General features: G+C 45.5%; 12 protein-coding genes. 5 read left to right on the forward strand and 7 right to left on the reverse strand.

What is annotated here, in order from left to right; genetic code table 11:
* Window positions 1-13 precede the first annotated feature (13 nt).
* From BMZ72_RS26530 to BMZ72_RS26540, 3 genes are all read left to right on the forward strand, one after another.
* Window positions 14-937 (forward strand): PorP/SprF family type IX secretion system membrane protein, encoded by a 924-nt coding sequence (locus tag BMZ72_RS26530; protein WP_089812763.1) that lies wholly within the window; start codon window positions 14-16, stop codon window positions 935-937.
* Between the two features lie 182 nt (window positions 938-1119).
* The gene (locus BMZ72_RS26535; protein ID WP_089812765.1) at window positions 1120-2709 is read left to right on the forward strand and encodes a hypothetical protein; all 1590 of its coding nucleotides are present in this window, start codon (window positions 1120-1122) and stop codon (window positions 2707-2709) included.
* 280 nt (window positions 2710-2989) lie between these two features.
* Complete coding sequence (locus tag BMZ72_RS26540) at window positions 2990-3973, forward strand: fatty acid desaturase (protein WP_089812767.1); 984 nt, start codon at window positions 2990-2992, stop codon at window positions 3971-3973.
* A 66-nt stretch (window positions 3974-4039) separates the two neighbouring features.
* Here the strand turns inward: BMZ72_RS26540 and BMZ72_RS26545 are convergent, their stop codons facing one another.
* Window positions 4040-5989 carry a heparinase II/III domain-containing protein gene (locus BMZ72_RS26545; RefSeq protein WP_089812769.1) on the reverse strand — a complete coding sequence of 650 codons (1950 nt, stop codon included), beginning with the start codon at window positions 5987-5989 and terminating at the stop codon, window positions 4040-4042.
* A 157-nt stretch (window positions 5990-6146) separates the two neighbouring features.
* On the opposite strand from BMZ72_RS26545, the gene BMZ72_RS26550 reads away from it, so the two are divergent.
* Window positions 6147-6677: a hypothetical protein gene (locus tag BMZ72_RS26550; protein WP_089812770.1), complete on the forward strand. Its 531-nt coding sequence runs from the start codon at window positions 6147-6149 to the stop codon at window positions 6675-6677.
* A gap of 93 nt (window positions 6678-6770) precedes the next feature.
* Here the strand turns inward: BMZ72_RS26550 and BMZ72_RS26555 are convergent, their stop codons facing one another.
* From BMZ72_RS26555 to BMZ72_RS26570, 4 genes are all read right to left on the reverse strand, one after another.
* Window positions 6771-7925, reverse strand: coding sequence for a glycosyltransferase family protein (locus BMZ72_RS26555; RefSeq protein ID WP_089812772.1), 1155 nt, complete (start codon window positions 7923-7925; stop codon window positions 6771-6773).
* 365 nt (window positions 7926-8290) lie between these two features.
* The gene (locus BMZ72_RS26560; protein WP_089812774.1) at window positions 8291-8821 is read right to left on the reverse strand and encodes a class I SAM-dependent methyltransferase; all 531 of its coding nucleotides are present in this window, start codon (window positions 8819-8821) and stop codon (window positions 8291-8293) included.
* A gap of 32 nt (window positions 8822-8853) precedes the next feature.
* Complete coding sequence (locus BMZ72_RS26565) at window positions 8854-9051, reverse strand: hypothetical protein (RefSeq protein WP_089812776.1); 198 nt, start codon at window positions 9049-9051, stop codon at window positions 8854-8856.
* Window positions 9052-9104: 53 nt separating this feature from the next.
* Window positions 9105-10103 (reverse strand): YhdH/YhfP family quinone oxidoreductase, encoded by a 999-nt coding sequence (locus BMZ72_RS26570; RefSeq protein WP_089812779.1) that lies wholly within the window; start codon window positions 10101-10103, stop codon window positions 9105-9107.
* A gap of 113 nt (window positions 10104-10216) precedes the next feature.
* Between BMZ72_RS26570 and BMZ72_RS26575 the strand changes: the two genes are divergently transcribed.
* Window positions 10217-10552, forward strand: a complete 336-nt coding sequence (locus tag BMZ72_RS26575) for a winged helix-turn-helix transcriptional regulator (RefSeq protein WP_089812781.1) — start codon at window positions 10217-10219, stop codon at window positions 10550-10552.
* A gap of 55 nt (window positions 10553-10607) precedes the next feature.
* On the opposite strand, the gene BMZ72_RS26580 is transcribed toward BMZ72_RS26575, so the two are convergent.
* Both BMZ72_RS26580 and BMZ72_RS26585 read right to left on the reverse strand, forming a co-directional pair.
* Entirely contained in the window at window positions 10608-11504 is an 897-nt protein-coding gene (locus tag BMZ72_RS26580) for a glycosyltransferase family A protein (protein ID WP_089812783.1), read from the reverse strand.
* Window positions 11505-11926: 422 nt separating this feature from the next.
* Window positions 11927-12547 (reverse strand): hypothetical protein, encoded by a 621-nt coding sequence (locus BMZ72_RS26585; protein ID WP_089812786.1) that lies wholly within the window; start codon window positions 12545-12547, stop codon window positions 11927-11929.
* Window positions 12548-12674 lie beyond the last annotated feature (127 nt).

The following is a 12674-nucleotide window of genomic DNA, read 5'->3' on the forward strand; positions in this document are numbered from 1 at the left end:
AACAACAAGTATTATGAGCTATAAACTTAAAATACGTTCGTTCATCGTCAGCAGCCTTTTATTGGCTGCTGGCATGAACCAACATGCTGATGCACAGTCTCTCAGTAATGCACAGGCATTGCTGGAGCCTTCAGGCACACAGTATTTTCAGAATCAGTACCTGGCAAACCCTGCTATGGCTGGTCTGGAAAAAGGAGTCCACATCAACGGCGCCTACCGCCGTCAGTGGAGCGGTATCGAGGGAGCACCGGTAACAAAGTTCTTCTCAACAGATGCGTCAATGGGTAACAGGGTCGGCGCCGGTATACACGTCTTCAACGACGTAGCTGGTCTGATCAACAGAACCCGCGTAGCACTGACATATGCGTATCACCTGCCGCTGACAAACCCGGATCAGCAACTGCATTTCGGATTGTCCCTGGCATGGAACGTACAGCGTATCGACTACAAAAACCTGAACGGAGATATGAACGATCCGTCTGTAGGCGCCTTCAACCGTCGCGATAACTACTTCGAAGCGGAATATGGTATGGCTTACACGGATACCAAACTGACGGTACAGGCATCCATTCCGAACGTAAGAAGTCTCTTCACAGGCGATAACAAAGCCGTAGACGGCGGTGGTATCTTCTTTACCGCTGCATCCTACCGGTTTGCCGTAGATGAGACCATCTCCTCTATCGAGCCGAAAGTATGCTATCGCGGTGTACGCGGATATGACAATATCCTGGACGCCGGCGTAAACGTATCTTTCCTGAATGATGTAGCGAACGTAATGGCCGTATATCATACTTCAAAAAGTCTGACAGCAGGTATTGGTGTAAACATTCTGAAAACCGTAGGTATACAGGCAATGTATACCACGCAGACAGGAGGCATCAAAACCTATGTTGATGGCACCTATGAAATAGGCGCAACCATCAACCTGTTCAAATAAGTAAGATTCAATGGAAAAAGCCGTCTGCCCTAAGGTAGACGGCTTTTTTTATGCCCATACCTCCACAGGTATATTCCCTGTTCTACTCAAGTAGAAGTACGTAATAATTGAGTAATCAGCTGGAATAGTCTCCCCACCCCCTCTCCCTTCTTTTATCTTCGCCGCACATAACCTGATATACCATGAAAACAAGATCCCTTTACCTGGCGATCGGCACGATGCTGTTATCTGCCTTTCAGCAGCTCAGCGCACAGACTGTCAGCTACCAGGAATTCACCGCTCCTGTTTACCGCTTTGCGGAGGACCAGCATTTCAGCGAACACAAAAAGATCTTTTATCTGGCAGACCTGGACAAAGGTCTGTTGGAAAACCTGTTGAATTCTTCGGCTAATAAAGAAGCCGCTGTTGACCAGTTCCGCGTCAGCATCATGCAGGAACTGTCTAAAGCAGGCATCCGGTCTACCGCCAATGAAGGTGACCTCACCGTGGCTTACCTGATAGACAAAATGAGCATTTCTGCTGTTAGCAATGGCTACAGCCTTGCCTACAATGTGGAAGGCATTATCAGGGAAGTCGTGATGAACAAAAAAGGAGAGCCTTATTTCAATAAGACACATAAGATCTCCGGACAGGAAACACTGGCGACTGCTGACCAGATCACCAATGATTTCACCAAACTGCTGGCCAACCCGAAATCAGTAGACGTCTACCGTATCGTGTTCAAAAACGTAAAAAGACTGGCAGGCGATGCAGAGAAGAAGTTTGTGGATGGCTATCAGACGCAGACCATCAACCTGCCTTTCATTGCCAAGGCGAAAAAGAAATACCCGGAATTCGTAGTGATCGATTCACTGAACGAAGCCCTGATCAGTACCCTGAAAAAGAAAGAAACTACTGATTACAGTAATGTGATCAAACCTTTCGAACAAAGCTTCCTGCAGATGGCTGCCCAACAGTACCCTGCGGAGTACAATATCAAACCGATCAAGGTAGCCGCTTATTCAGAACTGTCCTTCCTGTATTACCTGGCGTATGATACCGCCAAACTGAGAAGTGCGCTGGATACCCTGTATGCCAATTCCGGTAAGTTCCTGGGTGTAAGAAGCGATTACGAGGTCCGTGGTTCACTGGCGAAAGAAGTGCAGGGTTATTACGCTACCGCGAATGACCGTAAATATCCGCTGGATTCCTCTTCCGGAGAGATCAGAAGTGATATGTTCTCTACCGAGAAACTGTCAGAAGGCTGGGTCCTCCTTTCTCAGGGTGATACCATCAAAGGCCGCTATATCGACGAGCACTTCAAAGGCTCTATTGTTGATCTGGATGCCGGTAAATACGTGAAGTTCGAGATCATCGAAAAAGAGAAACCAAAACGTAAGAGCTATAAACTGTCTGAAGTAAATTCATTCGGTTTCCTGGGCAAGACTTACGAAGTCCACAAGTTCAAACCGGTATTCGAACAGAACAACTCGGTAAGCCTTGATATGATCCGTACCAAAAACTACCCTTTACAGGTGATCTATAGCTCTCGGAAGATCAGGATCCTGAAAGAGAATTTCGGGGAAGATGCGACCAACGCGATCGTGTTCATCCGTCCAAACGAAGAAGAGGTAGCTAACCAGGGTCGTGACTGGTTTAAAAAGAGGGATGAAATGATGAAGGACTATTTCAAGGACTGTCCAGAAATGGTGACAAAGCTCGGTAACTACGACTTTAAAACAGAGGCCGCTTATATTAAGATGGCAGAAGATTACACAAATAGTTGCAAGTAATTGCTTATCAGACAGCCGGGAGCATTTCCGGCTGTCTTTATTTTATGATAACCCCTCCCTTCCCCTACCTTCCTGCTACTCATTCGGTATTAACATTTTAAGCTGTTTTATAAAAAAATCTTAATTTTATTCTCTGAATTTCGATTTCTATACCTTGTTAAAAATATTTTCCTAACGTTGTATAGGGGTTTATCAATCTATTGAAGCGAGCTGCCACTTAACAGGAGAGCCTGCCAAATGCTATGAAACCGTTCAACAAAAAAAGAATTACAGCTATAATATGAGTAACAAACCGACTGATTTTACGTGGAGTAATGAGCCGAATCCGCATCACGTTCGCGTTAGGCAGATTCTCAAACAACATCCTGAAGTGAAGGGTCTTATAGGGAAAAATCCCTATACATTCTTAGTGATCGTTGGCCTTGTGGCAGCGCAGGTAGGTCTTTCTTACTGGTTGCGTGACGCTTCCTGGTGGTTGATCATCCTGATGTCCTATGCGGCAGGGGCATTCATTAGCCATGCATTGTGGGTGATGATCCACGAAACCAGCCATGGACTTATATTCAAAGGTAAAATACCAAACTTACTGGCAGGTATCATAGCCAATCTGCCGCATATCTTCGCCAGCTCAGTGTCTTTCCAGCGCTATCACCTGAAGCACCACGCCCATCAGGGTGAACATGACCTGGATGCTGACCTGCCGGATTTCTGGGAAGCCAGACTGGTGAGTAACAATCCACTCAGTAAGATGATGTGGTTCCTGTTCTTCCCGATCTTCCAGATCACCCGTACCGCCAGACTGAACATCTCCCTGTTTGACCGTTGGGTAGCGATCAACTGGATCATCCAGCTCGCTTTTGACGTGGCTATCTTTGCTTTCTTCGGACCCAAAGCACTGATCTATATGCTGATCAGCTTCTGTCTGTCTGTTGGTCTGCACCCACTGGGCGCACGCTGGATCCAGGAACACTACCTGACCCTGGACCCTGTACAGGAGACTTACAGCTATTATGGCCCGCTGAACACAGTAGCTTTCAACGTGGGTTTCCACAATGAGCACCATGACTTCCCATCCATTCCGTGGAATAAACTGCCACAGATCAAGAGTACAGCACCTTCTTACTATGATTCACTGCTGTCTCATAAGTCCTGGACCAAGCTCTTCTTCTGGTTTATCTTCGATCCTAAACTGTCTCTTTATTCACGTGTACTGAGAAAAGAGAAAGTGAAGATCGCGAAGGAAACAGAAGCACCGATGGCTTAAGATATCATTTCCAATAAAAAAAGAGCGGTCCGCCTGAGGCGGACCGCTCTTTTTTTATCAGACTGATCATTGTTTGATAGTGAAGGTATGCCGCCCGCTGCTCCTCCCCTCCTTATACGTCAGCAGAATACGGGTAAGTGGCTTATGTGACCAGTTATCCGCCAGGCGCTTTTCATCCGGCGCCTTACAGGGGAGCAGCTCTGTCTTTACCTCCCACAACTGCGGATCATAAGCTAATTGTACAGGTGCAGTACCCGGAACTTTGAAAAGGATGATCCCGCGCTGGCTAACATCCACCGGACAAACCGTCATCAGTGTCTGTGTGAGAGATTTGCTGCTGGCGGATAAGGTAAAATCATCCGTAACGATCACCTGACCCTGCTGTTTATCCATCCTCACTTCCCTTTCCCAGCGAACGACACCCGCCTCCGGCGGATAAGCCCCTGCGATATCCATCCGGAGAGAAGCCGACTGCTGGTCCTGGTGATAGCTGACCTCCCTGGCTAGAAACTTCCGTCCCTCCTTTTGCTGGATATTATTGATAGTCGGCAGATTATGATAAGCAGAACTGTTATACCAGAGCTGATATCTTTCCTTTGAAAACGTTTTGGCCGTGTAGGTCCCTAATCCGGCATCGATAATAACAGGCTGTCCGGCCGCATATACGATGAAATCACCCACGTCATTATGATTATGACTTTCTCCGTTATGACCGCCATGGCTGGCCACAAACAGGCCATTACCGGCCTTTGTCGCCATGAGCTGGATACTTTCCAGCCAAACGTCTGTTATGACCGGTTCCCTGCCTTCAGCACGGGAACAATCGACCCAGGCCTGCATATTGAAAAGCATCCTTGGTTTGGCAAAGTCACCGGAGATAGGCGTCCTGACAGGATATCTGTGAAATGCCCAGGCGCCGAAGTCCCTCATTACCGGATCACCCATCATACGACCCATCCGGTATAACAGGAGTCCGTCTGTAGGGATCACCGGAGCCGCATCCGCCACATTGATATAGTAATTACCGGCGATATGCATTTTATAAATATAGGAAGCCATGTTGCTGATGATCGGTGCATCATAGACCTTTATTTTCCCATCAGTAGCGCTTTCCAGTACGGTGAGTGCGTCAAATACCCTGCCCGTAGCACCTGACCAGTAAACGGGCCCCTCATCCACAGCACCATCTGCTCCCATAAAGTTGATATAGTGATCCAGCAGGTGTAAGGCATGTTCCAGTTCTGATACCCGGCGGTCATTGTTCTTTTCCAGCAACAACAAACTTGTCATCCAGTTACTGATCACCCATGGATTCCAGTTGTTGATAGGATATTCTTTTGTGCCTTTTTTCAGATAGAAATACCGGTCGCTGTCTTTCTCTAATGGCGTCAGCATACGACGGTTAACTTCATAGTAAATACGCCGGCGTAACAGCTTTGAATAAGTGTCCAGTTGCGTACCCAGCAGATAGTCCGTCAGCGCCAATACTGTCGCTGTTTCACTAACAAAAAGATCCACAGATGGATCTTCTACATCTACCAGGTCGATACCTGCTTTCTGGAGGTATAAATGTCCGGGAGCACCCCAGTAACTTTCTTCACAGATCGACCAGATACCATTGACGATAGCTGTCAGAAAACGTCCTTTCTGCTCGATCGCTTCTGCTACTGTCATGGTAAACAGCTGGTCTCTTTTTCTGAAAGACATTTCTTCATAGCGGGAACGGTCACCATTTTGCTGGTATTCCATCATCATGGAAGCGGGTATGGCAACGAAGGGAATTTTGAGATAGCTTTCTGCCTGCCGGAGGATGCTCTGTTGTACGGAGTCAGGTAAGAGACGTTTCCAACCCGCAGCATCAGTTGGAAAAGGATGCCATTGACCGACAGGTAAGAGGGCCGTTTCGAGTTGCGGCCGGGTAAAACGACTTAACAGATTTCGGGGTTCCTGTGCAGCTGAGCGATTTGTTATACTACTCAGAGACACCAGCAACAACAGGGATAAAAGATACTTCATACGTCAAATATAAGCTTTGCCGACACTATTATCCGCCTGGCAACACTCCTAACCTGCTGACCGACAGGAAACGCCTGTTGACCGATTCCCGGTAATACCCGCTCAGTGAGCACGTAACTTTGTAGTGCATTCTCATAAAACACTAAATGAACAAGTCATGAAAAAGATTCTTTTCGCAGCGGGTGTTTTGCTTATTTCTACAGCAACTTTTGCTCACAATACCCCAAACAGCGATAACAAAAAAGGTAAAAAAGCAGCACGTAAAGAACAAACAGCACAGGTCAATGATTTCGTGAAAACGCAGTTCTACGAAGACTTCCCAGATGCGACCAACATCAATTTTGAAAGGACAAAATATTTCGACGAAGCATCCTTTACATCAGGTGCCCATCAGATGAGAGCTTACTATGATATTCGCAATGAACTGGTCGGTACGACGGAAGACAAATCATTCTCCGATCTGCCGGCAAATGCACAACGTGAGATCCGGAAAAAGTATAGCAATTACAAAGTGGATGAAGTGATCAACTACGACGACAACGAATTTAACGATACGGATATGACGATGTTTGATACTGCATTTGAGGGTGCTGACAATAACTTTGTTGTACTAAGAAAGAACAGTGAAATTTTAATTGTGAAGGTTGATATGGCGGGAAATGTTTCCTACTTCAAAGCACTGAAGTAAAACAATAAAGGCGTCTGCCAGTGGCAGACGCCTTTCCCATTATTGGGTGGTTGAAGGGTCACGAACTCCCGACCCTTAGTACCACTTTATAACTTATGGTCTGGTGACCAGTATAAGCGTATTCGGATCCTGTTCTTTATCTTTCTCATGCAGACTGTCCAGGAAGATATCCGACACCTGATTAAGGAAATAAACCGGTTCTTTTTTCTCCAGATCTTTGCCTGCATCATTGCTATAAAGCAGTTGCTCCCTAAAAGGAAAATCCTGTTCCACCATATCATCTTCCGGACGATCCCCTCTTAACAATACCGGCAATCCATGTTCCAGCATCGCCATAGAAGAACCACTCTTGCCAAACAATGCATAGTCGGCACGTGATATACCAATATCGGCTTTCAGCATGTAACTGGAAACAGATTCTTCAGACTGAAATCCGCAATCCACTACATTTTCTTTACCCAGTAGCTGTCTTGAGATCTCCAGTGCTTTTTCCTTGTGTGCACCACCATCTCCGATGACCTGCAAACAAACCGTCTTTCCTGTTTTCTCACCGACAGCGGTCAGGAAATCTATCTGTCGCTTATACTCTTCCAGCGAAGAAGTAAAGGTCCCAAAATGGATAGCGGTAATGTTATCTGAGTTATCTGAGCGATCAGCCTGCATCGGATGCGGTGTTACAATAGGAATGTTGCTGAACAAAGGGATCAGATTCACATCCTTCCAACCCAGGTTCTTTTTATAGATCCCGATGGAAGTAGTGACAGATTCAGGCCTGATCGCAGAAAGCATCTGTTTGATGATCAGCTTCTGTAAAAGGCCCATTACCTTCAGTTTAAAGTTGCTGTAACCATACAGGCCTACCCATAGCTCATGGAACATGATGTGCCACCGGAAGTTGCCGTCGATACGTTTCAGGTGATTGCTGAATGAAAAAGGCAATCCTCTTTTTTCAAAAGAGAAAGGCACATATTGCAGACTGACCCAATCAGGCCCAAACTGCTTAATAAAATCACCCGCATAATCGAAACGCTTACGTTCGTCCATAGCAGCAGGCAGACGAAGTACAGGAACATTAGTTTCATTGCTCACCTGAGATCCCTGATAAAGGGCTGTTATTCTTCTATCATTCAGGGCAACTATTGCAACTTCATGTTGCTTACGGATTAATTCACTTGCCAGGCGTCTTGAATAGTCCCCCACGCCATCCCGTCCCGGTTCCAGAGAACCACAGAGAAAAACTATTTTCACATTACAATTATTAAGGGTTAGGTTACCAAAAGTATTATCCTGTCTTTTGTTGGTTCAAATACGACTCATCGTTGCAGAAGAAATATGTGATAATATTACTTCAAATAAAGGGATAACAAAAAATACGCCACCGGCGGCCGGACCAACAAATATATATAGACCTGTGTCATTTTAAAATCAGGTCAAAATAACGGCAGAGCCAGACAGCATTACAGATAGAGAGCATTTACTATTTATGAAAAAAAATATTTCTGGTATTTTTCAGCAGACCCTGATAATCCGATCATATTAAATTCATAATATATCTCACCATACCCGTATTGGGTATGTTTAACACCATGTGTTTCCCAAAAGTTAAGATATTATTATTTTATAAGTGAAGCATACAGATTTGCACGTCCATAGACAGAAGACCGTTCTCCTGTCTTTTCTATGTGTCTGTATCCTGCAGCTGAGAATAGCTGCTTCAAGCGGACAAAGCTAAGCGGATAAGGCACCCATACCGGCACAGGGACATCTGTATCATACTCCACGATCACCAATATACCGTCAGGGGCCAGTGAGGCTTTGAGCTTATTGATAAATGCCTGCTGATCTTTCACATAATGCAGCGCGTTGGCCATGATAATGCCATTCAGCGATGCAAATGGCAGGTCTTCCTTTACAAAGTCCAGTTGCCGCGGACTAACCTGCACACCCGCAGGAGCGGGTATATGCAAATCAGACGACAACTCCTTATCCACCGCATAGATGGTACTACCCGCGGGAAGGTAATGCGCAAGCGCTGCTGTAAAAGTACCTGATCCGCAACCGAGATCGGCCCAGGTAACAGGTGTAGGTGTATCAACCGATAGGTCCTTATGCTGTATTAACTGAATGGCTTCCTGTAATTTCATGACGTTGCAAAGTAGTCATTTTATAGCGGAAGCTATTGCCAGTTCTCTTCCATTTTCTGGTAGTTCTTCCTGCTGACAGTAGTGTGCTTTTTCGACCTGGAGTGTCCCCGTTTCCTGCGGGCGTTGATATTATTTACCAGCGAATTCTTTACGCCCAGTTTGTTCTTTTTTGTAGTGCCCTTGTTACGCGTAGCGCGTTTCCTGCCACGTGTTTTCTTTGTCCTTGTCATTACATATTATTTACAATATAACCGGACAAAAAGCATTCCGTAACAGCACGCTATCAGTGTTCATGTGCCAGTACATACCTGCCTCTGGCCTTTCCTGCCAGTACAGCATCCAGCCTTTCGGGCAATGCTTCCAGACTGATCTCTTCCACCATACTATCAAGCTGCACAGGTTTCCAGGATGTAGCCAGCAGTTCCCATACCTGTTTCCTGAGATCCATTGGCGCCTGCACAGAATCTATTCCCGCCAGCGTTACTCCACGCAGGATAAAAGGAAATACGTAAGTATGCAGATCCGCAGCAGCTACCATACCACAGGCGGTGACGATACCACCATAATGTGTGGCTTTGAGCATACCGGAGAGTATAGGTCCGCCGACAGTATCAATACCAGCTGCAAAAGTGGTCGCCGATAAAGGTTTCTTATCAAATGTTGCAGAAAATTCCTCCCTGGGAATGATTCGTTTTGCACCCAAAGTGTCCTGTAAAAAGGCGGCTTCCTGTTTCCCTGAAATAGCTGCTACACTAAAGCCATTTTTAGCCAGTATAGCGACCGCAATACTACCAACACCTCCGGTTGCTCCGCTGACTGCTATTTCACCATTTTCGGGCTTAATACCAGCCTTTAAGACCTGGTGAATGGAGAGTCCGGCAGTGAATCCGGCAGTCCCAAAACACATGGCTTCCTTCATGGATAATCCGGCTGGCAGTTTCAGTGCCCAGTCGACAGGTATACTGATATATTCACCGAAACCTCCCCAGGTATTCATCCCCAGGTCCCATCCGGTCACCAGCACCTCTTCCCCTGTGCTGAACAATGCGCTTTTTGAAGTGATCACCACACCGGCAGCGTCGATACCGGGTACATGCGGATAAGTTCTTGTAACGCCTTTATTCCCCGTGGCAGAAAGGGCGTCTTTATAGTTGACAGACGAGTAGTGCACGCGGATCAGCAATTCATGCTGTGGCAACTGATCCAGGGGCAGTGCTTTGATTTCTTTTGTAAATTTACCCTCCTGCTCGTTTATCAATAGTGCCTTAAATTGTCCGTTCATCTTCTGATTTTTTATTAAAGTTGAGCGTAAACAACAAGAAAAACAAGTAGTTACATTTTGTTCCGTAGCGGACAAAAATTTCAGTAATACTGACAATCAGCAAAATATATTTTATGGAAGAGATAGGCAGTACAGAATATCAGTGTCCTTCAGATGTCTTTTTGCAGATCATCAAGGGCAAATGTAAAACCACCCTGATCGTCCTGATCAAAAAAGGCCGGAACCGGTTTGGGGAGATGCGTCGTACATTGCCCACGATCAGTGAGCGGATGTTGTCAAGACAGCTGGACGAACTGGAAAAAGACGGGATCATCCGCAGGGAGAGTTTCCCGGAAGTTCCACCCAGGGTAGAGTATTTTCTGACGCCTTATGGAGAGACCATTTATCCGATCATCCGGGAGATGCGCAAATGGGGGTATATACACCTGGAAAAACAACAATCAGTATAAAAGTAAAGGGCAGCTGAATCAGCTGCCCTTTACTTTTATATGTTTCATATCCGGATCAGATATGCCATTTCTTTACGATGCCATCTACTTTAGTGGTGTGACCGAAAATTCTTTTATTAATCGCCTTCCTGATTTTACGGGAAGAGTTGCCTGCCATACGTTTCAGCTTCTTTGAGAGCGTTGGTTTGGTTTGCACATCTTCCAGGCCTGCGTTCAGTAATTTCTCATGACTATAAAACGCGCCTTTTCTAACGATCCTGTCCAGCTGTTTCACACACATATAACTGTTCACACGTTTCTCAAACAGACGGCCGCCATACACCGGGTATCGCTCCGTATAGTAGTGATAGTGATTATAGATATCGCCGTGCAAACGCTGTGTTTCTACCATAAAACACTGATCAGAGAAACCGTGTGTATAGAAAAATGCATCATCTTCCTTTGAAGTATACCAGGTACATTCAATGTTTGTATCTACACCGCGTGCGCTGGCCACAAAAATGTTCTTATCATTTTCCATACGCTCCACAGACTCATCTATCCATGGAACAGAATGTGGTTCAATAAGGCAGTCGCCGGTCAGATAGACCAGGTATTTACCTTTCGCCAGATATACGGCTGTGAGCGGGCCTATACTATAATAGTACCCGTCATAAAAATCAAGCCGGAAACTGTCCCGTGTAATAGAAAACTTTTGAAGGATTTCCTCACTGTAGTCCTCGCTGAAATAGTAGACGTCAATAATGCCTTTCTGAACCGCCTCTTTAGCATATTGCTCAACTGTAGGGCGGTCTTTGACATTATTGATGATCAGACCTTTTTCGAAAAAGTCATAGTTACACTGCCGGATAATGCGTTCCAGGCGGTTTTCCTTTAGAATGCGTTCCCAGTCGCCTTCATAACAGATCGTGAAGAAGGATACGGTTTTGCGTTCTTTGGATATCATGGTCATATAACGTGTGACGAATTAAGCCGGTTGACAGATACATAACAATCTGGCATAGATGGTTGATTTCTTCCAATAAATATTAGTTCGCCAATCCGGGAATAGTGTTAAAAAGCTGTCGCGCTTTAGTTTTTCGTGAGTAAGAGTTTTGTAGGCGTTGCCTGCTTTGTCTCCTTTTTAACCGGGGCATAGTGACACTCCGGCCTAACTACACATAACAAGCTGATTTCCAGCAGACTAAAGTCAATAGTGATTATAATAATGCAGTAAATGTACGAAATGTCGTGCAGAATAGGGCAGCATACCTGTGAAGTACTCAATATAACAGCTGATTCTGCCGTTTGCATCTCCGGATATTTTTACCGGTAAAATTGTGGTGAAGGAGGGTGAAAAGCTATGTTATTTATTCTCATAGAATTAGCTGATTTTCAGGCTAACACCGTTCTGTTTCGCAAACGCTTATAATGTTCAATATAATAGCTGATGTCTAATGCCGGATTGTGTTGCAAAGTTTGAAACTCAGTCAGTCTTATCCTGACTATTTCACCGTCATCCATCAACAAAACAAGCAGATACGCCCCTGCTCTCCCACGTCTGATCACGATACAGGTATCCAGTATGTTTTCCCATGGATATATCCAATCGTTATGCATAATACCTGTCACTTTTATCTCCAGGCGTGTATTGGCAAGCAGTTCCCTAAGATTGTACAGCACAATGAACAACGGCAGACTTGCGATCAGGCAGGTCATCAAAATACGAGTGACATCCAGCTGTTCTTCCCGGAATAGCTGGAACAACAAAAAGCAAAGTAGCAGCGCAGGCATCACCATACCTAGTATCTGACGGTTCCTGAAAGAGCTGGTCTGCCGAAAGAGCTTACTCGTGTTTACATCTGCTCTGACAGCTTCATAGTCTTCACCCGCGATATCGGCAGTGGAACTGATGCTGGGTTTCCGACGGAGTATCCTGTGGAAGATGTCCTGACGGGCTGATTCCTCTTTATATAGCCGCTTATAAAGCGCTTCCTTTAATAATTCTCTTGTCATGGTATTATTGGGGAATCTTACTATTAGTGTTTTCTAAGCGGATAGACATATATCCACGATCTTTTGTCGCACTTTGCACAATGGCTTTCTCCGGACACAGGCTTTATGTCATTCCAGACCTGATCAA

It is taken from the genome of Chitinophaga sp. YR627, assembly GCF_900114995.1.
Classification (GTDB): Bacteria; Bacteroidota; Bacteroidia; order Chitinophagales; family Chitinophagaceae; genus Chitinophaga.